This is a genomic window from Crenobacter caeni (assembly GCF_010435965.1).
Classification (GTDB): Bacteria; Pseudomonadota; Gammaproteobacteria; order Burkholderiales; family Chromobacteriaceae; genus Craterilacuibacter; species Craterilacuibacter caeni.
The window spans coordinates 201,856-225,940 of record NZ_JAAGAA010000005.1; the positions used below are offsets into that span (position 1 = coordinate 201,856).

Annotated in this window: 19 protein-coding genes and 1 pseudogene; 14 read left to right on the plus strand and 6 right to left on the minus strand. The window is 69.1% G+C overall.

All coding sequences use genetic code 11. The features are described from left to right. The first annotated feature begins 8 nt into the window (after window positions 1-8). The 5 genes from GZH52_RS07685 to GZH52_RS07705 are packed head-to-tail and all read left to right on the plus strand — an operon-like array spanning window position 9 to window position 4,686. Complete coding sequence (locus GZH52_RS07685) at window positions 9-1,124, plus strand: succinylglutamate desuccinylase/aspartoacylase family protein (protein ID WP_163315894.1); 1,116 nt, start codon at window positions 9-11, stop codon at window positions 1,122-1,124. 19 nt (window positions 1,125-1,143) lie between these two features. After that, the gene (locus tag GZH52_RS07690) at window positions 1,144-1,965 is read left to right on the plus strand and encodes an ABC transporter ATP-binding protein (protein ID WP_163315895.1); all 822 of its coding nucleotides are present in this window, start codon (window positions 1,144-1,146) and stop codon (window positions 1,963-1,965) included. A 10-nt stretch (window positions 1,966-1,975) separates the two neighbouring features. Continuing rightward, complete coding sequence (locus tag GZH52_RS07695; protein ID WP_163315896.1) at window positions 1,976-2,929, plus strand: GlxA family transcriptional regulator; 954 nt, start codon at window positions 1,976-1,978, stop codon at window positions 2,927-2,929. Between the two features lie 15 nt (window positions 2,930-2,944). Then, window positions 2,945-3,967: an arginine N-succinyltransferase gene (locus GZH52_RS07700; RefSeq protein ID WP_163315897.1), complete on the plus strand. Its 1,023-nt coding sequence runs from the start codon at window positions 2,945-2,947 to the stop codon at window positions 3,965-3,967. Next, window positions 3,967-4,686 carry an arginine N-succinyltransferase gene (locus GZH52_RS07705; RefSeq protein ID WP_163315898.1) on the plus strand — a complete coding sequence of 240 codons (720 nt, stop codon included), beginning with the start codon at window positions 3,967-3,969 and terminating at the stop codon, window positions 4,684-4,686. The genes GZH52_RS07700 and GZH52_RS07705 overlap by 1 nt, the downstream gene beginning before the upstream one ends. A 10-nt stretch (window positions 4,687-4,696) precedes the next feature. On the opposite strand, the pseudogene GZH52_RS07710 reads toward GZH52_RS07705, so the two are convergent. Continuing rightward, a pseudogene (locus tag GZH52_RS07710) lies at window positions 4,697-5,029 on the minus strand (MurR/RpiR family transcriptional regulator); the annotation flags it as partial. A 123-nt stretch (window positions 5,030-5,152) separates the two neighbouring features. Here GZH52_RS07710 and katG point away from each other — a divergent pair. The 4 genes from katG (at window position 5,153) to fdhF (ending at window position 12,198) form a co-directional block, all read left to right on the plus strand. Beyond that, window positions 5,153-7,315 carry a catalase/peroxidase HPI gene (gene katG, locus GZH52_RS07715; protein ID WP_163315899.1) on the plus strand — a complete coding sequence of 721 codons (2,163 nt, stop codon included), beginning with the start codon at window positions 5,153-5,155 and terminating at the stop codon, window positions 7,313-7,315. 133 nt (window positions 7,316-7,448) lie between these two features. Further along, a complete protein-coding gene (locus GZH52_RS07720; RefSeq protein ID WP_163315900.1) occupies window positions 7,449-7,886 on the plus strand; it encodes an NAD(P)H-dependent oxidoreductase subunit E in 438 nt (145 codons plus the stop codon). After that, entirely contained in the window at window positions 7,883-9,427 is a 1,545-nt protein-coding gene (locus GZH52_RS07725; protein WP_349290644.1) for a formate dehydrogenase beta subunit, read from the plus strand. The genes GZH52_RS07720 and GZH52_RS07725 overlap by 4 nt, the downstream gene beginning before the upstream one ends. After that, window positions 9,424-12,198: a formate dehydrogenase subunit alpha gene (gene fdhF / locus GZH52_RS07730; protein WP_163315902.1), complete on the plus strand. Its 2,775-nt coding sequence runs from the start codon at window positions 9,424-9,426 to the stop codon at window positions 12,196-12,198. Before GZH52_RS07725 ends, fdhF begins: the two co-directional genes overlap by 4 nt. A gap of 51 nt (window positions 12,199-12,249) precedes the next feature. Here the strand turns inward: fdhF and GZH52_RS07735 are convergent, their stop codons facing one another. The 5 genes from GZH52_RS07735 to GZH52_RS07755 all read right to left on the minus strand — a co-directional run bounded on the left by GZH52_RS07735 (window position 12,250) and on the right by GZH52_RS07755 (window position 18,441). Further along, complete coding sequence (locus GZH52_RS07735) at window positions 12,250-13,182, minus strand: bifunctional OB-fold nucleic acid binding domain-containing protein/MaoC family dehydratase (RefSeq protein ID WP_163315903.1); 933 nt, start codon at window positions 13,180-13,182, stop codon at window positions 12,250-12,252. Between the two features lie 3 nt (window positions 13,183-13,185). After that, window positions 13,186-14,397: a thiolase family protein gene (locus GZH52_RS07740; protein ID WP_163315904.1), complete on the minus strand. Its 1,212-nt coding sequence runs from the start codon at window positions 14,395-14,397 to the stop codon at window positions 13,186-13,188. 94 nt (window positions 14,398-14,491) lie between these two features. Next, entirely contained in the window at window positions 14,492-16,126 is a 1,635-nt protein-coding gene (locus GZH52_RS07745) for a class I adenylate-forming enzyme family protein (RefSeq protein WP_163315905.1), read from the minus strand. Continuing rightward, complete coding sequence (locus GZH52_RS07750; protein ID WP_163315906.1) at window positions 16,123-17,247, minus strand: acyl-CoA dehydrogenase family protein; 1,125 nt, start codon at window positions 17,245-17,247, stop codon at window positions 16,123-16,125. Before GZH52_RS07750 ends, GZH52_RS07745 begins: the two co-directional genes overlap by 4 nt. 3 nt (window positions 17,248-17,250) lie before the next feature. Then, window positions 17,251-18,441, minus strand: coding sequence for an acyl-CoA dehydrogenase family protein (locus GZH52_RS07755; RefSeq protein ID WP_163315907.1), 1,191 nt, complete (start codon window positions 18,439-18,441; stop codon window positions 17,251-17,253). Between the two features lie 209 nt (window positions 18,442-18,650). Between GZH52_RS07755 and GZH52_RS07760 the strand changes: the two genes are divergently transcribed. From GZH52_RS07760 to GZH52_RS07780, 5 genes are all read left to right on the plus strand, one after another. Continuing rightward, window positions 18,651-20,456 (plus strand): DUF1302 domain-containing protein, encoded by a 1,806-nt coding sequence (locus GZH52_RS07760; protein WP_163315908.1) that lies wholly within the window; start codon window positions 18,651-18,653, stop codon window positions 20,454-20,456. A gap of 30 nt (window positions 20,457-20,486) precedes the next feature. Beyond that, window positions 20,487-21,860, plus strand: coding sequence for a DUF1329 domain-containing protein (locus tag GZH52_RS07765; protein ID WP_163315909.1), 1,374 nt, complete (start codon window positions 20,487-20,489; stop codon window positions 21,858-21,860). Window positions 21,861-21,923: 63 nt separating this feature from the next. After that, window positions 21,924-22,703 carry an SDR family NAD(P)-dependent oxidoreductase gene (locus tag GZH52_RS07770; protein WP_163315910.1) on the plus strand — a complete coding sequence of 260 codons (780 nt, stop codon included), beginning with the start codon at window positions 21,924-21,926 and terminating at the stop codon, window positions 22,701-22,703. A gap of 129 nt (window positions 22,704-22,832) precedes the next feature. Continuing rightward, window positions 22,833-23,618: an SDR family oxidoreductase gene (locus GZH52_RS07775; protein ID WP_163315911.1), complete on the plus strand. Its 786-nt coding sequence runs from the start codon at window positions 22,833-22,835 to the stop codon at window positions 23,616-23,618. 2 nt (window positions 23,619-23,620) lie between these two features. After that, complete coding sequence (locus GZH52_RS07780; protein WP_163315912.1) at window positions 23,621-24,079, plus strand: MaoC family dehydratase; 459 nt, start codon at window positions 23,621-23,623, stop codon at window positions 24,077-24,079. Window positions 24,080-24,085 lie beyond the last annotated feature (6 nt).

Sequence of the window (24,085 nt, forward strand, 5' to 3'; positions counted from 1 at the left end):
GAACCACCATGCAAACACGCAATCATCCGCTGGCGGCGCCCGGGCTTGGCGCGCACCGCAGCGTGACCAGCTTCCATTTCGGCACGCGCGGCGACGGGCAGAAGGTCTATATCCAGGCCGGCCTGCACGCCGACGAGATCCCCGGCATGCTGGTGTGCCACCACCTCAAGGCCATGCTCGCCGAACTGGAGGCCGCAGGCCGCCTGCTAGGGGAGGTGGTGCTGGTGCCGGTGTGCAACCCGGTCGGGCTAGACCAGTCGCTGCTGTTCGACGCGCAGGGGCGTTTCGACCTGGCCTCCGGCGAGAACTTCAACCGCGGCTACCCGCAGTTTGCCGAAGCGATCGGCGACGCGCTCGAAGGCGCGCTGGGCGCGGGCGCCGCGGTCAACCGCCAACGCATTAGGGAGGCGATGCGTGACTACCTGGCGGCCCAGCACCCGGTCGGCGAGCTCGCTTCGCTCAGGCATACGCTGGTGTCGCTCGCCTTCGACGCCGACATCGTGCTCGACTTGCACGCCGACTTCGAGGCGGTGGTGCACCTCTACACCGAGACGCCTTACGTCGAGGAAGCCCTGCCGCTTTGCCGGCTGCTGGGCGCCCGCGCGCTCTTGCTTGCCGAAGGCAGCGGCGGGCAGTCGTTCGACGAGGCCTTGAGCGGTGTGTGGTGGCAGCTTGCGCGGCGCTACCCCGACGCCAACATCCCGCGTGCCTGCTTCGCGACGACGGTCGAGCTGCGCGGCGAGACCGACGTCGAGCACGAAACGGCCCGTGCGGACGCGGCGGCGCTGCTGGCCTTCCTCACGCTCAAGGGCGTGGTCGCCGGTGATGCGCCGCAGCTGCCGCCCGCCCTGTGCGAGCCGACGCCGCTGGCCGGCTCCGAACCCCTGATCGCGCCCGAAGCCGGCGTCGTCGTCTACTGCAAGGCGTCGGGCGACAGGGTGGCGGCCGGCGAGACCGTGTGCGAGATCGTCGACCCGGTCAGCGGACGGGTGTTGCCGCTGGCGGCCACGGTCGACGGCGTGCTGTACGCACGCGCCGCCACCCGCTTCGCGCTCGCCGGCGCTAACCTGGGCAAGGTCGCCGGCCGCGTGCCGTTTCGCAGCGGCAATCTGCTCAGTGCCTGAGACCCTCTTGGAGAACAACATGTATCACGACCAGAAACCGGGCGGGGCGTGTGCGGCCGGCGCGGGTGTTGCCGCGCGCGCGGTCAAGCTCGAGGTGAAAGACGTCCACAAGCGCTTCGGCGAACACGAGGTGCTCAAGGGCATTTCGCTGACCGCGCACGCGGGCGACGTGATCAGCATCATCGGCTCGAGCGGTTCGGGCAAGAGCACGTTCTTGCGCTGCATCAACCTGCTCGAGCGCCCGCACGAGGGCAGCATCGCGCTGGCCGGCGAGCCGCTGGAACTGATCCGCAAGCCCGACGGCATGCTGGACGCGAAAAGCGGGAAGCAGCTGCAGCGGATGCGCGCGCGCCTGGCGATGGTGTTCCAGCACTTCAACCTGTGGGCGCACATGACGGTGCTGCAGAACATCATCGAGGTGCCGGTGCACGTGCTGGGGGTGCCGCGCGACGAGGCCGTGGCGCGCGCGCGCCGCTACCTGGAGAAAGTCGGCCTGTGTGGCGTCGAGGACAAGTACCCGGCGCACATGTCCGGTGGCCAGCAGCAGCGCGTGGCGATCGCGCGCGCGCTGGCGGTCGAGCCCGAGGTGATGCTGTTCGACGAGCCGACCTCGGCGCTCGACCCCGAACTCGTCGGCGAAGTGTTGCGCGTGATGCGCGCGCTGGCCGAAGAGGGGCGGACCATGGTGGTGGTCACCCACGAGATGGCCTTCGCGCGCGAAGTGGGCAACCACGTGATGTTCCTGCACCAGGGCCGCGTCGAGGAAGAAGGCGACCCGCAGCAGGTGCTCGCCAACCCGCAAAGCGAGCGCCTGCAGCAGTTCCTGTCGCGCACCCGCTAAGGTCAACGTAATGGACAGCGCACATCCTGGCGGTCGCTGGCACGTCCTGCTGCTGCCGGGCTTTTTCGACGGAGAGGCCGGCGTGCTCGTCGACCTGCTTTGTGCGCACGCCGGCGCCGCGCTGCCGTCGCTGCTGTGGGTGTCGGCCGACGGCGCACCGGTGCGCTCGGCGGCGGGCCGCTCCTCGGCGGTCGACACTGCGCTGTGTGCGGCGGACGCGCCGGCCACCTTGTTCGTGCTGGGCGGCGAAAGGGTACCGGCGCAGGACGACGCGCCGCTACTGGGCACGCTCGCGGCGCTTGCTCAGGCGGGGACGCGGCTCATGGCCGTGCACGGCGGCGTGTTCTGGCTGGCGGCCGCTGGCCTGGCAGCGCCGGCCGTCGCCGTGCACTGGACGCAGGCGGACGCCTTTCGCGAGCGCTACCCGGCGGTGAAGGTGAGCGAGCAGTTGTTCGAACTCGGCCCGCGCGGCGGCAGTTGCGCGGGCGGTGCGGCGCTGGCCGACTTCGTGCTGTCGCTGCTTGCGGCCGACGGCCACGCGCCGGCGTGCGGGCCGCTTGCCGAGCGCTGGCTGCTCGAGCGGGTGCGGCGTGGCGACGAGCGCCAGCGTGCGGCCTTGCGCACGCAAAGCGGCGCCGCCGACCCCAAGCTGGTCGGCGCGGTCGAACTGATGCAGAGCAACCTCGAAGAGCCGCTGACCACCGACGAGATCGCCCGCCTCGTGCATATCTCGCGCCGCCAGCTCGAGCGGCTGTTCCGGCAGTATCTGGAGCGGGTGCCGTCGCAATACTATCTGGAGCTGCGCCTCGAGCGCTCGCGGCAGCTGCTGCGCCAGACCAGCACGTCGATCATCCAGGTCGGCCTCTCATGCGGCTTCTCGTCGGGGCCGCACTTTTCCAGCGCCTACCGCAACCATTTCGGCCTGACCCCGCGCGACGAGCGCAGGCAGGCGCGCGGCGGCTGACAGGACCTTTCCCCCATGCTCGTATTCAGACCCGTCACCGAACAAGACCTCGCCGCGGTGCACGCGCTGGCCGCGCAAAGCCCGGTCGGCGTGACTTCCCTGCAAGGCAGCCGCGCGCGCCTTGCCGAACGCATCCGGCAGAGCGAGTCGGCGCTCGCCGGCGACATCCGCTTCCGGGGCGAGGAGCGCTACCTGTTCGTGCTGGAAGACAACGACAGCGGCGAGCTGGCCGGGGTCGCCGGCATCGACGCGTCGGCCGGCTTCGGCGAGCCCTTCTACTGTTTTCGCAACGACACGCTCTCGCACAGCTCGGCGAGCCTCGGGCTCTCCAACCGCGTGCATGTGCTGACGCTCTGCCACGACCTGAGCGACGCGTCCTTGCTGACGGCCTTTTATGCCGGGCCGGGGGCAGGGCGCGCGGGCGCCGAGCTTCTGTCGCTCGCGCGCCTCATGTTCGTCGCCGGCCATCCGCAGCGTTTCGCGAACACGGTGGTGTCGGCCATGCTCGGGGTGACCGAAGCGGGTGACGTCTCGCCGTTCTGGGACTCGGTCGGGCGGGTGTACTTCGGCATCGACTACGCCGAGGCCGAACGCGTGTGCGGCGAGCATGGCCGGCGCGTGCTCGCCTCGCAGATGCCGCAGCAACCAATCTACGTGCCCCTGCTGTCCGAGTCCGCGCAACTGGTGATGGGCGAAGTCGGCGAGGAGGCGCGGGTGGGGTACGACATCCTCTACGGCGACGGTTTCGAGGTGGAAGACTATATCGACGCTTTCGACGGCGGACCGGTGCTGCTCGGGCGCGTGTCCGCGCTGCGCTCGACGGCGGCAAGCAGGACCTGGCCGGTTGCAGCCGGCGAGCCGGAAACGGGCGATGAATGGCTGCTCGCCAATACCGGCACTGCGGGTTTCAGGGCGGTGCGCGCACGCGCGTCGCTCGAGGCGGGCATGCTGCGGGTCGGGGCGGCGGCGATGCAGGCTTTGCAACTCGGCGAGGGTGCGTGGGTACGCGCCTTGCCGTGCGGAGGGGAGGGGCGCTGATGCAGGCAAGACTCGCAAACCCGGCAGACCGGGACGCGCTTGCAGCGTTCCACGGACAGGGCTTCGGGCCGTTGCCGGCGGAGGCGGCCAGGGACGGCGGGGCGGCCGACGTGCTGCTGGTGCTCGAAGACGCGCAAGGCGTGCTGGCCGGCTATGCGCTCTTGCGCTCGCCCTCGCTCGCCGCGCATTTCAGGCGGGGCGTCAGCGTGCGGCGCGTCCCGCTCGCCGGCATCGACCGCAAGCTTGCGACGCTGACCCTGTGCAACGACCTCTGCGACGCGGCAAGGCTTTGCGCGCTCCGCGTGGCGGGCGAGGGCGACCCGGCCGCTGCCGCGGCCGCGGTACTGCTCGGAGCCGTCCAGGAGACGGCGCGGCGCGAGGCGGCACGCTTCGGCCGGCGCCTGTACGCCGCGCTGCCCGGCGTACAGGGCGCGGACGGTGACGCCGTACTCTGGCAGGCGCTGGGCCGGCACTTCGCCGCGCAGGGGCAAGCGCATCTGGACGGCGATGCGGCGGCGCTTGCCGAATTGCTGCCGCAGCACACGCTTTACGCCGGCTTCCTGCCAGCGCCCGCCCGCGCCGTGCTGGGGGTGGCCGGCGACGCATGCCGCGACGTGCAAGGATGGCTACACGCAGCCGGCTGGCAGGCGAGCGATTACGTCGACCCGTTCGACGGCGGGCCGGTGTTGCTGTGGCCGGACGGGGGCGCCGGGCGCTGACGCGTTGGACTCAGGCCCCGCCCCACTCGTCGATCAGGGCGAGCCGGCCGGTGCTGTGCGCGCCGCGCAACTGGTGCACGCGCGCGATCAGCGCCTCGACCAGCACGAAAAGCGGCAGCTTGCTGTCCCAGCCGGCGGCGGCGTTGCCGCGCCCGACCAGCACCAGCCGCCCCAAGGGCGCGATCGGCGACAGCCACTGGTCGGTGAACAGGCACAGGGTGAGCCGGTGCCGTGCCGCCTTCTGCGAGAGCGCCTCCAGCGCAGGGTCGTAACGACGGATGTCGAACAGCAGCATCAGGTCGCCCTTGCGGAAGTCGACCAGCGTGTCGGCCCAGGCAGCCCCGGCGGCACCTGCGCGAGCGTGTTCCGGCTTTTTTCTTGCCTACACTTCTCAGGATTGCCGCGTTCTATCCTGCGCCATGTGCGCAGTATGGCCGGCCCATCCACCGTAGCGGAGGGTTTGACGATGCAAGATACGCAGCAAACGGCGGGCAAGTGCCCGGTGATGCACGGCGCGAACACCGAGGTGGGCAGCCACGTGCCCTGGTGGCCGCACGCGCTGAATCTCGACATCCTGCACCAGCACGACAGCAAGACCAACCCGATGGGGGGCGGCTTCGACTACCGCAAGGCGGTCGCAGGGCTCGACTTTGCCGCGCTGAAACAGGACCTCGTCGACTTCATGACGCAAAGCCAGGTTTGGTGGCCGGCCGACTGGGGGCACTACGGCGGGCTGATGATCCGCATGGCGTGGCACTCGGCCGGCACCTACCGCACTGCCGACGGGCGTGGCGGCGCCAGCCGCGGCAACCAGCGCTTCGCGCCGATCAACTCGTGGCCGGACAACGCCAACCTCGACAAGGCGCGCCGCCTGTTGTGGCCGATCAAGAAGAAATACGGCAACAAATTGAGCTGGGCCGACCTGATCGTGCTGGCCGGCACCATGGCGTACGAGACGATGGGGCTGAAGACCTACGGCTTCTCGTTCGGGCGCGAGGACATCTGGCACCCGGAAAAGGACATCAACTGGGGGCCTGAGAAAGAGTGGATGGGCGCCGAGCGCTACCAGGGCGACGACCGCGCCTCGTTGGAAAACCCGCTTGCCGCGGTGCAGATGGGGCTGATCTACGTGAATCCGGAGGGTGTCGGCGGCAAGCCCGACCCCTTGCGTACCGCCCAAGACGTGCGCGAGACCTTCGCGCGCATGGCGATGGACGACGAGGAAACCGTCGCGCTGGCCGCCGGCGGCCACACCGTCGGCAAGTGCCACGGTAACGGCGACGCCGCCCGTCTCGGCCCCGCGCCGGAAGGCGCGCCGCTGGAAGACGCCGGCCTTGGCTGGCTCAACAAGACCACCCGCGGCATTGGCTGCGACGCGGTGACCAGCGGGCTGGAGGGCGCGTGGACGACCAACCCGACGCGCTGGGACAACGGCTACTTCAAGCTGCTCTTGGGTTACGAGTGGGAACTGAAGAAGAGCCCGGCCGGCGCCTGGCAGTGGGAGCCGATCGGCATCCGCGAGGAGGACAAGCCGCTCGACGCCGAAGACCCTTCGGTCCGACGCAACCCGATCATGACCGATGCCGACATGGCGATGAAAATGGACCCGGCCTACCGCAAGATCTCCGAGCGCTTCGCCGCCGACCAGGACTACTTCTCCGAGGTGTTCGCGCGCGCGTGGTTCAAGCTGACCCACCGCGACATGGGTCCGAAGAGCCGCTACATCGGCCCGGACGTACCGGCCGCAGACCTGCTCTGGCAGGACCCGGTGCAGGCGGGGCCGGTGGGCTACGACGTCGCGGCGGCCAAGGCGAAGATCGCCGCGTCCGGCCTGTCGGTGGCGGAGCTGGTGAGTACCGCGTGGGACAGCGCGCGCACCTTCCGCGGCTCGGACAGGCGCGGCGGCGCCAACGGCGCGCGCATCCGCCTCGCCCCGCAGAAAGACTGGCCGGGCAACGAGCCCGAACGGCTTGCCCGCGTGCTGGCGGTACTCGAGCCGATCGCGCGCGAGGTCGGCGCGAGTGTGGCCGACATCATCGTGCTTGGCGGCAACGTCGGCGTCGAGCGGGCGGCGCACGCGGCGGGGTTCGACGTCGAGGTGCCTTTCTCGCCCGGGCGAGGAGATGCAAGCGAGGAGACGACCGACGCGGCGTCGTTCGCGGTGCTCGAACCTGTGCACGACGGCTTCAGGAACTATCTAAAGGCCGACTACGCGGTGGCAGCCGAACAGTTGCTGCTCGAGCGCAGCCAGCTGATGGGGCTGACCGCGCCCGAGATGACGGTGCTGGTCGGTGGCCTGCGCGTGTTGGGCGCCAATTACGGCGGAGCTGCGGACGGCGTGTTCACCGACCGGGTCGGCGTGCTCAGCAACGACTTCTTCGTCAACCTCACCGACATGGGCAACAGCTGGCAGGTGGCGGGCGACAAGCGTTACGAGCTGCGTGACCGGGCCAGCGGTACGCTTAAATGGACGGCGAGCCGGATCGACCTGGTGTTCGGCTCGAACGCGGTGCTGCGCGCCTACGCCGAGCTTTACGCGCAGGACGACAACGCCGGCAAGTTCGTGTGCGACTTCGTGTCGGCGTGGGTGAAGGTGATGAACGCCGACCGTTTCGACCTTTGTGCCTGAGCTTGTCCCTCCGGGCCACGGGCACCCCATGCGGGGTGCCCTTTTTGCTGTGCGGCCGTTTCTGCCCGCATCCGGCCTGACAGCGGCACGGCGGCTTCCTACAGTGGACTTTTAAACCGGCGGGAGCGCTTCGATGACTGACACGCTGACAGAGGACGCGCTTGCTGCGCTGATCGAGCAACACCGGGGCCGGCGCGGCGCGCTGCTGCCGCTGTTGCACGCGGTGCAGGCCACGTGCGGCTATATCCCGGACGCAGCGATCGCGCCGATTGCGTCGGCGCTACGCATCTCGCGCGCCGAACTCGAAGGGGTGATCAGTTTCTACGCCGATTTCCGGCGCAGCGCGCCCAACGCGCACCGCCTGCGCATCTGCCGCGCCGAGTCCTGCCGTGCCATGGGCAGCGAGGCGCTGTGGCAGGCGGCCCAGAGTGCGCCCTCGGATACCGATATCGAGGTCGTGTACTGCCTGGGTGCGTGCGCGGCGTCTCCCGCCGCCGAGTACGACGGCCGGCTGTTGTGCCGGCTTGACGCCGCGCGCATCGCGCGCCTTTGGCAGGAGGATCAGCCGTGAGCGTGCGCGTGAGGATCAGCGAAGACTCGGTCGCCTGCGCGCTGGGCGCCGATGACGTGGCCCGGGCACTGGCGGCGGCGCTGGCCGTGCGGGGGCTCACCGCCGATATCGTGCGGGTGAGCGCGCGCGGGCTCTACTGGCTGGAGCCGCTGCTGGAGGTCGATACCGACGCGGGCAGCTTCGGCTACGGGCCGGTGACGGACGCCGACATCGACAGCCTGCTGGACGCCGGCCTCCTGCAAGGCGGCGCGCACCCGCTCGCGCTGGGCCCGGTCGACGCGCTGCCGTTCCTTGCGCGCCAGCAGCGGCTGGTGTTCGCGCGCGCCGGGCTGATCCGGCCGCTGTCGCTCGATGACTATCTGGAAAGTGGCGGTTACGCGGGGCTCAAGCGGGTGCTGGAGACGGGGGAGGACGCCTTCATCGCCGAACTGGAGGCGTCCGGCCTGCGCGGTCGTGGCGGCGCCGCGTTCCCGGCGCATATCAAGTGGCAGGGCGTGCGTGCTCAAGGGGACACCGAGCGCTTTGTCGTGTGCAACGCCGACGAGGGCGACTCCGGCGCGTACGCCGACCGCATGCTGATGGAAGGCGACCCGTACGCGTTGCTCGAAGGGATGACCATCGCCGCGCTGTGCGTCGGCGCTGAGCAAGGTTACGTCTACGTGCGCAGCGAATACCCGCACGCGATCGAAAAACTCAAGCAGGCGGTGGCGCACGCCGAGGCGGCCGGGTTCCTGGGGGAGGACATCGCGGGCAGCGGCCGCGCGTTCCGCGTCGAGGTGCGCGCCGGCGCCGGCGCGTATATCTGTGGCGAGGAGTCGGCGCTGATCGAGTCGATCGAGGGCAAGCGCGGGCAGGTGCGGGCGCGCCCGCCGCTGCCGGCGGTCTGCGGCCTGTTCGGCAAACCGACCCTGGTGCACAACGTGCTCTCGCTCGCGTCCCTGCCGGTGATCGCGCGGGACGGCGGCGCGGCGTTCTACCACTTCGGGCGCGAGCGCTCGCGCGGCACCTTGGCGTTGACGCTCGCCGGCTGCCTGCGCCGGTGCGGGCTTATCGAGACCGCGTTCGGGCCGACGCTCGGCGAGCTCGTCGACGATTTTGGCGGCGGCGCCAAAATGGGGCGCGTCAAGGCGGTGCAGGTCGGCGGGCCGCTGGGCGCGTGGCTGACTGTGGACGACTTTGACCTGCCGCTCGACTACGAGGCGTTCGCCGCGCGCGGCGCCATCCTCGGCCACGGTAGCGTGGTCGCGGTGGACGAAGCGTGCGACATGGCGGGCATGGCGCGCCTCGCGTTCACCTTCTGCGCGGCCGAATCGTGCGGCAAGTGCACGCCGTGCCGCGTCGGCTCGGTGCGCGGCGGCGAGATCGTCGAGCGCCTGATGGCCGGCAGCCATCACGCCGCCGACGACGTCGCGCTGCTGTTGGAACTCACCGATACCCTGCGCGACGCGTCCTTGTGCGCCTTGGGCGGCATGCTGCACTACCCGGTGCGCTCGGCAATCGAGCACTTTCCGGACGAATTCACGGGAAGGGACACACGATGAAAAGCCGCCGCGAAGCCGACCTTGGTACGCCCGCGCCGGGGCAGGCCGGCACCGTTTCGCTGACCATCGACGGCCTCACCATCGAGGTGGCCGCCGGCACCTCGCTGCTGCGCGCCGCCGCCCTCGCCAACTCGCCGCTGCCCAAACTGTGCGCGACCGACACGCTGGCGGCCTTCGGCTCGTGCCGGCTGTGCCTGGTGGAAATTGACGGCCGCCACGGCACCCCTGCCGCCTGTACCACGCCGTGCGAGGATGGCATGGTCGTGCGCACGCAAAGCCCGCATCTGGCCCAATTGCGGCGCGGGGTGATGGAGCTCTACCTGTCGGACCACCCGACCGACTGCCTGAGCTGCGCGGCCAACGGCAATTGCGAGCTGCAGGACACCGCAGGCGAAGTCGGCGTACGCGAGATCCGCTACGGGGTGGGGCAGGGAGACAACCATCTCGCCGACGCGATCGACACCTCCAACCCCTATTTCGTGTACGACCCGGCGCGCTGCGTGGTCTGTTCGCGCTGCGTGCGCGCGTGCGAAGAAGTGCAGGGCTCCTTCGCGCTCAACATCAGCGGGCGCGGCTTCGCGTCGCGCGTCGGCTTTGCCGGCGAAAACCTGATGGGGTCCGAGTGCGTCTCGTGCGGCGCCTGCGTCGAGGCGTGCCCGACCGCGACGCTGACCGAGCGCACGCTGATCGCCGCCGGGCAGCCGACGCACGCGCTGACCACTACCTGCGCGTACTGCGGGGTCGGCTGCTCGTTGGAGACCGAGGTCAAGGGCGGACAACTGGTGCGGCTGACCCCGTCGCGCGCGGGCGGCGCCAACCACGGCCACGCCTGCGTGAAGGGCCGCTTCGCGTGGGGCTACGCGACGCACCCCGAGCGGGTGAAGCAGCCGCTGATCCGTGACCACATTACCGAGCCGTGGCGCGAGGTGGGTTGGGACGAGGCGATCGCCTTCGCCGCGGCGGGCCTGCGGGGCGTGCAGGCAAGGCACGGCGTGGGCGCTATCGGCGGCATCGCGTCCAGCCGCTGCAGCAACGAAGAGGCCTACCTCGTGCAGAAGCTGGTGCGCGCGGTGTTCGGCAACCACAACATCGACAACTGCGCGCGGGTCTGCCATTCGCCGAGCGAGTACGGGCTGAAGGCCGCGTTTGGCGAGGCGGCCGGCACCCAGCACTTCGACTCGGTGCATGCGGCCGACCTGATCCTGGTGTGCGGCGCCAACCCGACCGACGCGCACCCGGTGTTCGCTTCGGCGCTGCGCCGCCGCCTGCGCGAGGGTGCGCAGCTGATCGTGATCGACCCCAGACGAACCGGCCTGCTCGATACCCTGCACGCAGGCGAAGGCCTGCACCTGGCGGTGAGACCCGGCACCAACGTGCTGCTGCTCAACGCGATCGCCTACACGCTGATCGAGGAGAAGCTGGTCGACCGCGACTTCATCGGTGCGCGCTGCGACGAAGCCTCGTGGCTGTCCTGGCACGACTTCATCCTGCTGCTCGAACACGCGCCCGAGGCGGTAGAGGGCGAGTGCGGCGTCGCCGCGGCGCTGATCCGCGAGGCGGCCCGCCGCTACGGGCGGGCCGCCAACGCGGCGATCTACTACGGCTTGGGCGTCACCGAGCACAGCCAGGGCTCGAGCGCCGTGATGGCGCTGGCCAACCTCGCTCTTGCCACAGGCAACCTCGGCCGCGACGGGGTCGGCGTCAACCCCTTGCGCGGGCAGAACAATGTGCAAGGCGCGTGCGACATGGGCGCGGTGCCGCACGAATTCACCGGCTATCGCCACGTCGGCATCGAGGAAGTCCGCGCAAGCTTCGAGGCGGCGTGGGGCGTGCAGATGCCGGAAGACGCCGGCCTGCGCATCCCGCAGATGTTCGAGGCGGCGCTCGAAGGCCGTTTTCTCGGACTGTACTGCCAGGGCGAGGACATCGCGCAGTCCGACCCGGACAGCCGCCACGTGCACGCGGCGCTCATGGCGATGGAATTCGTGGTGGTGCAGGACATCTTCCACAACGAGACGGCCAGGTTCGCGCACGTGCTGCTGCCCGGCGCGACCTTCCTGGAGAAGGACGGCACCTTTACCAACGCCGAGCGGCGCATCTCGCGCATCCGCCGCGCGTTGCCGCCGCTCGCCGGCATGGCCGACTGGCAGGTGACGCAGGCGCTCGCGCGCGCGATGGGCTACCCGATGGCGTACGGCCACCCGTCCGAGGTGATGGACGAGATCGCGCGCCTGACGCCGACCTTCGCCGGCGTCAGCTACGGCCTGCTCGACAAGCTCGGCAGCGTGCAGTGGCCGTGCGACGCCAATGCCCCTCACGGCACCGCCGTGCTGCACGCGACAGCCTTCAGTCGCGGGCTTGGCCAGTTCAACAACACGCCCTACATGCCGACCAGCGAGGCGGTGAGCCGCGCCTTCCCGCTGTTGCTGACCACCGGGCGCATCCTCGAACACTACAACGTCGGCGCGCAGACGCGGCGCACCGCCAACCTCGCGTGGGTCGACCGCGACCACCTGCGCATCCACCCGCAGGACGCCGCCGCGCGCGGCATCCGCGCCGGCGACCGGGTGCGTGTGGCCAGCCGGATGGGGCAGACGGAGCTGGACGCGCAGGTCACCGACACCGTGCAGCCGGGCGTCGTCTACGCGTCCTTCCACTTCCCGCAAAGCGGCACCAATGTGCTGACCACGCTGAACGCCGACTGGGCGACCTCGTGCCCGGAGTACAAGGTCACCGCGGTCGAGGTCGAGCGCTCGGGCAGGGACGAATGAAAAAAGGCCCCGCGCAAGCGGGGCCAACCACCACATCGAGGGCCTGCAAACTCAGAGCATGTAAAGCACGATCAGCTCGTTGATCAGTGCGGGGCGTTCCTGGCCGACCACGTGCACGCACATCTCCAGCGTCAACTGGGTGCCGGCCTTGACTTCGTCGACCGCCTTCACGCGCGCGCGGCCGTGGATCCGGCTGCCGGCGGGTACCGGCGAGGGGAAGCGCAGCTTGTTGCTGCCGTAGTTGGCCATATTGCCGAAGCCGGTCAGCTCCCAATCAAGCGGCATGGTCAGGCGGGAGAGCAGCACCTGGATCAGCATGCCGTGCGCGATGGTGCCGCCGAACGGGCCTTGCTTCCTGGCGCGTTCCGGGTCGGTATGAATCCAGTAGTCGTCGCCGGAGAGCGCGGCAAACTGGTCGATCAGCTCCTGCCCCACCGTATACGTGTTGCTCCAGCCCGAGTAGTCGTCGCTGACAAGTGCCTTCAGCGACTCGAAATCCTTGAAGTGGATCTGCCGCTTGGCCTTGGCCGGCGAGGCCACTTCTGGCGTGTCGTCTGCCGCGCGCTTGATCACGGTCAGCGCCTTGTTCTCGCCGGTGAAGCGCAGCAAGGGGGTGTCGCCGCTTGCGTCGAATACCGGTCTTACCGCCATGCCGATCTGGATTTCGTCCTCATCAAGGCCGACCAGCGTGGTGTTCAGATGCACGCCTTCGGCGAGCTCAACCACCGCGAGTTTCTGCGGCGCCTCGTCGGCGAAGTCGGGTAGGGTCGGGATGCGCGCGATGGTGTAGGTCAACAGCTTGCCGCGGCCGGACACCTCGCGCCACGCGAGGCGGTCGGACAGGCAGTGCGGGCAGTGGCGGCGCGGAAAGAAGTTCCAGCGGCCGCAGGCGTCGCACTGCTGCAGTTCGATGCGGCGCGCCTTGAGCGCGTCCCAGTACGGGCGCGAGATGTCGGTCGCGACCGGTTGCGGTTTGTTTGCCATGGTTTATTCCCCCATCAGGATCAGCGCGGCCTGTTCGCTCATCACGCCGCCGGTGCCGGAGACGAAGGCCTTGTCGCAACGCGAGAGCTGGCGCTCACCGCAACTGCCGCGCAATTGTTCGACTGCCTCGATCAGCTGGCTCATGCCGCCGGCGCTGCCGGCCTGGCCGAAGCCCAGCTGGCCGCCGTGGGTGTTGAGCGGGAAGTCGCCCTTGTAAGTGAGGTCGTGCTCGCGCACGAAGGCCATGCCTTCGCCCTTCTTGGCGAAACCGGCGTCCTCCAGCGACAAGAGCACCGTGATGGTGTAGCAGTCGTAGAGCTGGGCGACGTCGATGTCGGCCGGGGTGATGCCGGCCATCGCGAAGGCGCGGCGCGAGGCCGGGCCGATCGGCGTGTCGAGCATGTCCGGCGCGTAGGTCGGCGACTTGCTGATGATGTGTTCGCCAAAGCCCTTGACCCAGGCCGGGCGGTGGCGGCCGCGGCGGGCGAGGTCTGCGTCCGCCACGATAAAGGCGGCACCGCCGGCGACCGGCATCACGATCTCGAGCACGCGCAAGGGGTCGGCGACCATGCGGCTTGCCAGAACGTCGTCGATGGAGAGCGGCTTGCCGTAGAACATCGCGTCCGGGTTGGCGCAGGCGTTGGTGCGCTGGTCGACGACGATCTTGGCCATCGCGGCCTCGTCGTAGCCGTAACGCGCCTTGTAGCGCTGGGCGATCATCGCGTAGCCGGTGTTCTGCGCCATATGGCCGTAGGGCAGGTCGAACTCGGCCTCGGGCGCGCCAAACGCGGTGCTGTGTCCGCCGTAGCGCATCGCGCGCGCCATCGCCATCGGGTCCTCGTCCGGGCCCATCGGCGCCATCCGCTGCGGGATCACGCACAGTACGGCGCGGCACAGGCCAAGCTCGATCGCGGCGGCCGCGCGCCACGCCATGGCGACGCCGGAGGCACCGCCCAGGTCGACCACCTCGCCGAAGTTGAGCGCGGTGCCGAGGTATTCGCCGACCATGGCCGGAACGAAGCTGGAAGCCTCGTGAAAGTGCGGGCCGTTCACGCACAGCCCGTCGATGTCGGACGCTTCGAGGCCGGCGTCGAGCAGCGCCTGGCGCGCGAGGTCGGCGACCTGCTCGAGGTGGAACATGCGCGGGGCCGTCTGGTATTTCTCCGGCCGGTATTGCGCGATGCCGACGATTGCTGCCTTGCCTTGCAAGCCCATCGTTTTTCTCCTGCTGAGTCTGTCCTGTGTCCTTTGTACCGCTTGCCGGCCCCTCCGCCATCGTCCGTGCGGAGGAGCCGGCGCTCGCCGGCCGCTAGACGGGCACCCTGAGCGCCTGGCGCATCAGCTTGCCGGTCGCGTTGCGCGGCAGCGCGGTCTCGCTGACATGGATGCTGGCGGGCACCTTGTACGCGGCCAGGCGCGCGGCGGCGAACGCGCGGATCGCGTCGGCGTCGCGCGGCGCGCCCGCGCGCACCACCACCACGGCTTCCAGCCGCTCGCCCAGGCGCTCGTCGGGCACCGCCAGCGCGGCGGCCTCCAGCACGTCCGGGTGTGCGGTCAGGCAGTGCTCGACTTCGGAGAGCGAGAACTTCTCGCCGCCGCGGTTGACCACTTCCTTGCTGCGCCCGGTAAGCGAAACGAGGCCGTCGGCGTCGACAAAGCCGATGTCGCCGGTGGCGAACCAAGCGCCATTGAACGAAGATCGGTCGAGTTGCCCGTCCTGCCAGTAGCCGTCCATCAGCGTGACGCCGGCAAACGCGAGTTCGCCCTCGACGCCGGCCGGGCAGGGCGTGCCGTCCGGTGCCTGCGCCCGCACCCGCATGATCGGCGAGACCAGGCCGCTGGCCTTCGGGTGTTCGAAGAAGAGCTCGCCGCTGTTCACGCAGCCGGCGCCGCCGGTCTCGGTCATGCCGTAGCCGACGCCCTGCATTGCCTCGGGCAGCGCGCGCGCGATGCGGCCGGACAAGGACTCGGGGACGCCGGCGCCGCCGTAGCCGAGCGCCAACAAGTGACCGAGCCGCGCCGGATCGAACGCCGGGTGGCTGATCAGGTCGACCTGCATCGCCGGCGAGCCGTTGAAGGTGGTGACGCCGTCTTCCTGCATCGCGCGGATCGCCTCGGCGGCATCCCATTTGTGCATCAGCGCAAGTTCGCGCCCGCCGCGCAGGCCGGCGACGAACTGCGCCATCAGCCCGGAGACGTGAAAGAGCGGCACCGCGACCAGGCTCTTGATGCGCCGGCCGGCGGCGCGCGCGATCAGCGCGGGCTGCGCCATCGCGCCGACCGCGGCGAAGAAGTCGAAGTTGAACGCGCCCTGCGCCAGCGCGCGCTGCGAGAGCAGCACCGCCTTGGCACGCGCGCTGGTACCCGAAGTGAACAGCACCGCGGCGGTGTCGTCAGGCGAAACCTGCGGCCAGGCCTCCGGCGCCGGGCCGGCCAGGGTTGCCATGTCCAGCGTGGCGGCGCCGTCGACGCCGACCACGGTCAGATCGCCCAGCCGTCCGTCTAGCCTGGCGAGCCGGTCGGCGTCGGCGATCAGCCAGCTCGCTTCGGCGTCGGCAAGCGCGTGGGAAAGCTCCTCGCCCTGCCACCAGCTATTGAGCGCGCACGGCACGGCGCCGGCTTTCAGTACCGCGTAGAAGGCGACCAGCCACTCTGGGCGGTTGCGCATCGCGATCGCGACCCGCGTGCCGCGCGCAAGCCCCTGCGCGAGCAGGCCGGCGGCCACGCGTTCGACCTCGGCGAAGTAGCCATTAAAACTCAGCTGTTTGCCCAGGTAGGACAGGAAGATGGCGTCGCCGTGGCGGCGGCCGGCTTCCAGCGCGTCGTTCAGCGTCGCAGGCGCGTTGCGGAACACCACCATCCCGCCTTGTTCGGCCAGTTCGAACGGTGCGCCCGGCGCGGTCAGTTGCGCGTACGCGGTCTTCCACTTGTCTATCGTGCTCATGCCACCACCCCGATCAGTCGTGCGTAACGCGCGCGCTGGTACACGCTGTCGCCCAGCAGAGCTTCCAGCACCTGCACGCGCTTGAGGAAAAGGCCGACGTCCAGCTCGTCGGTGACGCCGATGCCGCCGTGCAGTTGCACCGCCTCGTCGGCGACGGCAAGCGCAGTCTCGCCGGCCATGCCCTTGGCGAGTGCGGCGGGAAGGGCGAGGTCTGCGTCGGTGTCCAGCGCGGCGACGGCGGCCTGCACGCAGCTCTCGGCGAGCTCGATACGGGTGAACAGCCGCGCCATGCGGTGCTGCAGCGCCTGGAAGGCGCCGATCTTGCGGCCGTATTGCTCGCGCTGCTTGAGGTACGCCAGCGTGGTGTCGAACAGCACGCGGCTGATTGCCTGCAACTGCGCGGCCAACGCGATGCGTGCACGCTCGAGCACGGTGTTCAGTGCCGCGTCGGCCGCCGCGCCGCGCGCGAGCAGTGCGGCTTCGTCCGCTTTCACCCCGTCCAGGCGCACGCGCGCCATCGGCTGCGCGTCGATCTGCGACAGCGGCTGGCAGCTGACGCCCGCGGTGTGCGCGTCCAGCACGAACAGCAGGGTGTCCTGGGTGTCCGCGTCGCGCGCGACGACAAGCAGCAGGTCGGCGAACTCGCCGTCGACCACCGCGCACTTGGCGCCGTTGATGCGCCAGCCGTCTGCCTCGCGTGTCGCACGGGTAGCGATCCGCGTCGGGTCATGCCGCGCGCGCTCGTCCAGCGCCAGTGCGCCCAATTTGTCGCCGGCAGCCAGGGCCGGCAGCCAGTCGCGCTTTTGCGCGTCAGACCCTGCCGCTTCGATCAGCCCCGCCGCCAACAGGTTGCTGGCGAACAAGGGCGTGGCAGCCAGCGTGCGCGCGGCCTCGGCGAGCACCAGCGCGACGCCGGAGCGGTCGAACGGCACGCCACCGACCGCCTCGGGCAGCGCGATGGCGTTCCAGCCAAGCTCCGCCATCTCGCGCCAGGCGTCGGCGTCGTGGGTCAGGCCTTGTGCCTTGAGCTTGCGCTGGTGCGCGAGCGGCAGGCGGCCGGCGAAAAAGTCGGCCGCGCTCTCGCGCAGCATGTTCTGGTCTTCGTTCAGGACAAAACGCATCGTTCAGCCTCCGCTATCGGGCAGGCCCAGCACGCGGCGGGCGAGGATGTTGAGCTGGATCTCGGAGGTGCCGCCGGCGACGGTGTAGGTGTACGCGTTCAGCCACTGGCGGGCGAGCTTGAGGAGTTCCTCGTCGTAGCCTTCGCCCTCCCAGCCCAGCGCGTCGGTGCCGGCCAGCGCCGTCAGCGTGCGGTAGCGCGTCTTGTTCTGCTCGCTGTGCAGGTACTTGAAGGTCGCCACCAGCGCCGAGACGTCCTGCCCGGCGCCGCCCGCCTCGTGGGTGCGCTCGAGCATCAGCTTGTACGCGTGCTCGTCCATCGCGCACGCGGCGACACGGTCGGTGAGCACCGCGCGGCTGTCCGGGTCGGCCTGGGCGACAAGGCGGCGGGCGAGGTCGAGAAAGTCGACGCCGGGTACGTTGTTGTCGCCGAACTTGCTCATCGCGCGGCGCTCGTGTGCGAGCAGCGCCTTGGCAAGCATCCAGCCCTCGCCCTCGGCGCCGACCAGGTTGGCCACCGGCACGCGAACGTTGTCGAAGAACACCTGGCAGAAGTGCGACTTGCCGCTGATCAGTTCGATCGGACGGGTACTGACCCCTGCGCTTGCCATGTCGATCAAGAGCATGCTGATGCCCGCGTGCTTGCCGGCCGTGGGGTCGGTGCGCACCAGCGCGTACATCCAGTCGCTGCGGTCGGCGTAGGAGGTCCAGATCTTCGAGCCGTTGACGACGTAGTCGTCGCCGTCGTGCTCGGCGCGGCAGGAAAGGCCGGCGAGATCCGAGCCCGCGCCGGGCTCGGAAAAACCCTGGCACCAGGCCACTTCGCCGCGTGCCATGCCCGGCAGGTGGCGCGCCTTCTGTTCATCGCTGCCGAATTCGAGCAGCACCGGCCCGATCATCCAGATGCCCAGGTTGACCATCGGCGCGCGGCACTTGAGGCGGGCAAGCTCGCTCTCCAGTACCCGCGTCTGGCGCGCGTCAAGCCCGCCGCCGCCGTATTCGCGCGGCCAGTCCGGCGCGAACCAGCCCTGGTCCCTCATGCGCTCGAACCACAGCTGCTGGTCCGGCTGGGTAAAGGTGAGCCGGCTGCCGGCGAGCACCATCTCGCCTTCGGGCGGCGGCGTGCGCATCGATGGCGGGCAGTTTGCTTCCAGCCATGCGCGCACCGACGCCTTGAAATCGTTGATTTCGTTCAAGGTTTGTCTCCTCCTGCTTGTCGCTTGCCCCGATTGTTGTGTGGGTCCCGGGCTTGGACATCGCCCGAACAGACTAACGCGATTTATGGTTTTTGAGTAATTGCTCTGCGTAGTCTTTCCGGACGATGTAGTGCCTTTCGTTACTGCGCAGATTGTCGGACAAGGGCGAGCCGTTGGCGGATGGGCCCGGACAACGAGAGGAGAACGATATGCAGGGAACGCAACACAAGGGGAGGCGCTGGCGCTGGGCCCCCCGGCTGCTGCCGCTGTCGCTGGCGCTGATCGGCAGCACGGCGTGGGCCGGGGACAGCATCGAATTCGACAATGGCGCCAAGATCGACTGGTCGGCGACGGTGTCGTACGGCGTCGGCGTGCGGGTGAAGGACGCGTCCGACAAGCTGCTTGCCGGTCCGCAGGCCAGCAGCAACCCGCGTGCGATCAACCTGGACGATGGCAACCGCAACTTCGGCAAGGGCGACCTCACCACCAACCGGGTCGGCCTGAACGCCGAGATGCACCTGCAAAAGGACACGATGGGCATGCTGCTGCGCGGCACCGCCTTCTACGACGACGTCTACCACAGGGGGAACGACAACGACTCTCCGCAGACGGTCAACAAGTTCGGCGCGCCCAACGAATTCACCGACGGCACCAAGTTCTACTCGGGCGGCCGCGCCAAGTTCCTCGACCTGTACGTGTACGACAGCTGGAACCTCGGCGGCGACCAGGTGCTGTCGGTCAAGCTCGGCAACCAGGTTGTGTCCTGGGGCGAGAGCCTGTTCTACGCCAATACCTCGGCGGCACAGGTGCCGGTCGACGCGGTCAAGGGCCTGTCGCCGGGCACCGAGGTGAAGGAGATCCTGCTGCCGGTGCCGCAGGTGTCAGCGATGCTCGAACTCTCGCCGCGCCTGAGCCTGATGGGCTACTACCAGTTCCAGTGGAAGGGTACCGAGCTGCCGCCGGTGGGCTCCTACCTGTCGAGCACCGATATTCTCGGCCCTGGTGCGCAGTTTATCCGCACGGGCTTCGGCGTGCCCAACGCCGGAGTATCGGTACCTGATCCCCGCGTACAGGGCAAGCTTGGCGCCAATTACACCCCGTTTGCCGGCAAGGAAGACCCGAAGGACAGCGGGCAGTTCGGCCTGGGCGCGCGCTGGGGGGTTAGTGAAGAAACCGAACTGTCGGCGTACTACCTGCAGTACCACGACAAGAATCCGAACGTGCGCATGAATTACGGCAGGATGCCGGGCTGCTACGCCAGTCCAAATGCAGCCGCTTGTTCCCCTGCCAATCCAGCGTTTGGTGCTTTCAACGGCACCTGGCTGCCTAATCCGGTCTCCTACAACGAGGTCTATTTCGAAAACATCAAGCTTGTCGGTGCTTCCTTGTCGACCCGGATCGGCGAGACCCAGGTCGGCGCCGAACTGACCTATCGCGACGGCGTGCCGATGCTGGTCAATACCCCGCTGGGGCCGACTGCGAGCAAGGGCAAGGCGACCCAGGCGCAGGTCTCGTTTATTCGTGTGTTGGGGCACAGACCGTGGGCGAGCGCGACCACGCTGATGGGCGAACTGGTATGGACCCACGGCATCAGCGTCGACAAGGCGTACGGCGCGGCCAACCTGGCCGGCCTCAAGGCGCCCGGCAACCGTCCGCTGTTCGGCAGCAGCGACCAGTTCGTTTATGAGACCAGCAACGCCCAGGGGCAGGTCACCGGCGAGCGCGACAAGAACGGCTACGGGCTGACGCTGGGGGTGGACCTCTCTTACCCGGGCATCGTCCCGGGTTGGGACCTGAAGGTGCCGCTGCGCGCCGTATGGGTGCAGGGCATGTCGCCGATCTCGACCCTCGCGTCTGCCGACGGCGACTTCCGCTACTCGGCAGGGATGGAGTGGAAGTACCTGGGCAACCTCGAACTGGGCCTCTCCTACGTCGGCTATACCCGCCCGGACCCGGTCTACCGCCAGTTGGGCGACCGCGACTACGTGTCGGCGTACGCCAAGTACAGCTTCTGACCCCGACCTGACAAGCAAAGGAATTCAGCCATGCAACAACACGCACTCCGTATCGCCGTTACCGGCGCCCTGGCCCTGTTCGCGGCCCAGGCGATGGCCGCTGTCTCCGCCGCCGAAGCGGCCCGCCTGGGCAAGGACCTGACCTGCGTCGGGGCCGAAAAGGCCGGCAACGCCGACGGCTCGATCCCGGCGTTCTCCGGCAAGTGGCTCGGCGCGCAGGCGAACCCGGGCTGGAAGATGAACGCCGGCAGCCATGCCTCCGACGTCTACCCGAACGAGAAGCCGCTGTTCGTGATCACCGCCGCAAACATGGACCAGTACGCGGCCAGGCTTAACGACGGTCAGAAGGCGCTGCTGAAGAAGTACCCGTCGACCTACAAGATGCCGGTCTACCAGAGCCGCCGTGACTTCCGTTACCCGGACTACGTGTGCGACACCGCGCTGGAGAACGCGAAGGGCGCCAAGGTGACCGACGGCGGCATGGGCGTCGACGCTACGACCGGTGCCGTCCCGTTCCCGATCCCGAAGAGCGGCACCGAGGCGCTGTGGAACATGCTGCTGCCGCACCGTCCATTTAGCGTGAATACGGTGCGCGACAACGCGACGGTCACCAGCAACGGCATCATCTGGGGGCGCCTGAAGTCGGTCGGCCTCACGCCGGCGTACGACCCCAAGGTGCGCAGCAAGACCAGCGACGGCGTGTACTCGTACTACATGACTTCCGCCTTGCTGCCCGAGCGCGAGAAGGGCGGCGTCACCGTGTCGCACGAGCCGTACAACTTCGCGAAGAACTACCGCCTGGCCTGGCGTTACGACCCGGGCACCCGCCGCGTGCGCCAGGTGCCGGGTTACGGCTTCGACCAGCCGACTGCCGGGGTGGGTGGCAGCATGGTGATCGACGAGGACCGCCTGTTCAACGGTTCGCCCGAGCGTTACGACTGGAAGCTGGTCGGCAAGCGCGAGATGTACGTGCCTTACAACGCGTACCGTGTGGCCAGCCCCAAGCTCAAGTACAAGGACCTGCTGACGCCGAACCACCCGAACACGGAGCCGATGCGTTACGAACTGCACCGCGTGTGGGTGCTCGAGGGCAAGCTCAAGCCCGGCATGCGCCACCTGTACTCCAAGCGCGTGATGTACCTCGACGAGGATAGCTGGCACGGCCTGTACTCCGACCAGTACGACGGCCAGGGCAAGCTGTGGCGCGCGGCGGTCGCGCATCACTACTACTCGCCGGACTTCAGCGGGTGGTTCAACTCGACAACCTTCTACCACGACCTCAACTCGGGCTCCTACGTCGCGTACGGCATGCTGAACGAGCAACCGAAGTCCGATGTGCTGAACGCCGGCGGCCTCAAGCCGGAAGACTTCACCGCCGACACCGCGCGCCGCGCCGGCAAGTAAGCGCTTGCGTGGACAGGCCCGGCGACGCCGGGCCTTTTTCTTGCCATGGAAAGGGAGGGCTGCATGCAGCAAAAACTGATCGAGCGCTTCTCGCTCGCGGGTGAGGTTGCGCTGGTGACCGGCGCCGGGCGCGGCATCGGCCGCGCGATCGCGCTGGCGTACGCCGAAGCCGGCGCCGACGTGGTCTGCGCGGCGAGAAGCCCGGACGAGATCGGGGAGACCGCGCGTCTGGCGCGCGAAACGGGGGTACGGGCGCTGGCGGTGACCTGTGACGTCAACGACGAGGCGGCGCTCGCGCAGCTGGTGGACGCCACGTGCGAGGCGATGGGTAAGCTGACCCTGCTCGTCAACAACGCGGGCGGCGCCGCGCCGAACAAGATGCTCAAGACCTCGGCCGACGCGTTCGACGCGGCGATGCATTTCAACGTGACAAGCGCGTTCCGGCTCTCCGCGCTGGCGGCCCCGCGCATGCAGGCGGCCGGCCACGGCGCCATCGTCAACATCACCTCGGGCGCCGCGCGCTACGCGCAGAAGCACTTCACCGTGTACGGCGCGGCCAAGGCCGCGCTGACCCAGCTTACCCGCCTGATGGCGCAGGATTTGGCGCCGCTGATCCGCGTCAACGCGATCGCGCCGGGGCCGATCGCGACCGACGCGCTGGAGAAGTTCCTCGACGAGACCGCGCGCGGCAAGATGGTCGCAGGCACGCCCCTGGCCCGGCTGGGGACGGTCGACGACATTGCTGCTGCCGCGCTCTACTTGGCAAGTCCGGCCGCCAGCTGGGTGACCGGCAAGGTGATCGAGGTCGACGGCGGTGCCGAAGCGTCGGTGTGGCCGTTCTAGCGGTGTGGCAGTAAGCGGCAAGGCCGGGCTTGCCCGGCCTTTTTGCTGGCCCGCGGCTGGTCCGTTTGCACGATGCCCCGCGTTTGGGGTCGGCGCAGGATGGGGCTGTCCAAACCACGGAGTTACGCGATGAACGCAGCCCCCAACTATCCGGCCGCCTGCGGCCTCATCAAGGGCAAGTCTGTCCTGATCACCGCCGCGGCCGGCGCCGGTATCGGCTTTGCCGCCGCGCGGCGCGCGGCCGAGGAGGGGGCACGCGCGCTGATGCTCTCCGACGTGCACGAAAAACGCTTGCAGGACGCGGTCGAGACGCTGAAAAGCGAAACCGGCCTGGCCGCCATTTACGGCCAGTTGTGCGACGTGAGCGACGAAGAACAGGTGCAGGCGCTGGTCGACGCGGCCGAACACAGGCTCGGGGGCGTCGATGTGCTGATCAACAACGCAGGGCTTGGCACCAGCTGCCGCGTGGTGGATATGGCGGACGCAGAATGGGACAAGGTGCTGGCAGTGACCCTGACCGGCACCTTCCGCATGACCCGCGCCATGCTGCGCGCGATGCAGCCGCGCGGGCACGGCGTGATCGTCAACAACGCGTCGGTGCTCGGCTGGCGCGCGCAGAAGGAGCAGGCGCATTACGCGGCGGCCAAGGCCGGCGTGATGGCGCTCACCCGCTGTTCGGCGCTGGAAGCCGCCGAGTTCGGCGTGCGCATCAACGCGGTCGCACCGTCGATCGCGATCCACGCCTTCCTGAAGAAGTCCGCGCCGCAGGAGCTGCTCGACTCGCTGTCCGCCCAGGAAGCGTTCGGCCGCGGCGCCGAGCCGTGGGAGGTCGCCAACGTGATGCTGTTCCTCGCCAGCGACTACTCAAGCTACATGACCGGTGAAGTGGTGTCGGTCAGCGCGCAGCGGGCGTGAACATGGCGAACGTCGTATTTGACTCGAAAGAGGCGCTGCTGGCCGCCAGCGGCCGGCAACTGGGCGTCACCGGCTGGCTGGAGATCAGCCAGCAGCGCATCGACCTGTTCGCCGAGGCGACCGGGGACCACCAGTGGATCCACGTCGACCCGGTGCGCGCCAAGGACGGGCCGTTCGGCAGCACCATCGCGCACGGCTATCTGACGCTGTCGCTGGCGAGCTGCTTTTTGCCGCAGCTGATCGAGATCCGCAACATGAAGATGGGGGTGAATGTGGGCTGCGACCGCGTGCGCTTCCCGGCGCCGGTGCCGGTCGGCTCGCGCCTGCGCGGCCGCGGCGAGGTGCTCAAGGTCGAGGAGGTCGGCGGCGGCGTGCAGGCGACCGTGCGCGTGACCATCGAGATCGACGGGCAGGACAAGCCCGGCTGCGTGGTCGACAAGATCAGCCGTTACTTTTTCTAGCAGGAG

Bases quoted from the DNA above. Each gene is read 5' to 3' on its own strand.
- GZH52_RS07685 (WP_163315894.1), top strand. From the start codon at position 9: ATGCAAACACGCAATCATCCGCTGGCGGCGCCCGGGCTTGGCGCGCAC.
- GZH52_RS07690 (WP_163315895.1), top strand. From the start codon at position 1,144: ATGTATCACGACCAGAAACCGGGCGGGGCGTGTGCGGCCGGCGCGGGT.
- GZH52_RS07695 (WP_163315896.1), top strand. From the start codon at position 1,976: ATGGACAGCGCACATCCTGGCGGTCGCTGGCACGTCCTGCTGCTGCCG.
- GZH52_RS07700 (WP_163315897.1), top strand. From the start codon at position 2,945: ATGCTCGTATTCAGACCCGTCACCGAACAAGACCTCGCCGCGGTGCAC.
- GZH52_RS07705 (WP_163315898.1), top strand. From the start codon at position 3,967: ATGCAGGCAAGACTCGCAAACCCGGCAGACCGGGACGCGCTTGCAGCG.
- katG (WP_163315899.1), top strand. From the start codon at position 5,153: ATGCAAGATACGCAGCAAACGGCGGGCAAGTGCCCGGTGATGCACGGC.
- GZH52_RS07720 (WP_163315900.1), top strand. From the start codon at position 7,449: ATGACTGACACGCTGACAGAGGACGCGCTTGCTGCGCTGATCGAGCAA.
- fdhF (WP_163315902.1), top strand. From the start codon at position 9,424: ATGAAAAGCCGCCGCGAAGCCGACCTTGGTACGCCCGCGCCGGGGCAG.
- GZH52_RS07735 (WP_163315903.1), bottom strand. From the start codon at position 13,182: ATGGCAAACAAACCGCAACCGGTCGCGACCGACATCTCGCGCCCGTAC.
- GZH52_RS07740 (WP_163315904.1), bottom strand. From the start codon at position 14,397: ATGGGCTTGCAAGGCAAGGCAGCAATCGTCGGCATCGCGCAATACCGG.
- GZH52_RS07745 (WP_163315905.1), bottom strand. From the start codon at position 16,126: ATGAGCACGATAGACAAGTGGAAGACCGCGTACGCGCAACTGACCGCG.
- GZH52_RS07750 (WP_163315906.1), bottom strand. From the start codon at position 17,247: ATGCGTTTTGTCCTGAACGAAGACCAGAACATGCTGCGCGAGAGCGCG.
- GZH52_RS07760 (WP_163315908.1), top strand. From the start codon at position 18,651: ATGCAGGGAACGCAACACAAGGGGAGGCGCTGGCGCTGGGCCCCCCGG.
- GZH52_RS07765 (WP_163315909.1), top strand. From the start codon at position 20,487: ATGCAACAACACGCACTCCGTATCGCCGTTACCGGCGCCCTGGCCCTG.
- GZH52_RS07770 (WP_163315910.1), top strand. From the start codon at position 21,924: ATGCAGCAAAAACTGATCGAGCGCTTCTCGCTCGCGGGTGAGGTTGCG.
- GZH52_RS07775 (WP_163315911.1), top strand. From the start codon at position 22,833: ATGAACGCAGCCCCCAACTATCCGGCCGCCTGCGGCCTCATCAAGGGC.
- GZH52_RS07780 (WP_163315912.1), top strand. From the start codon at position 23,621: ATGGCGAACGTCGTATTTGACTCGAAAGAGGCGCTGCTGGCCGCCAGC.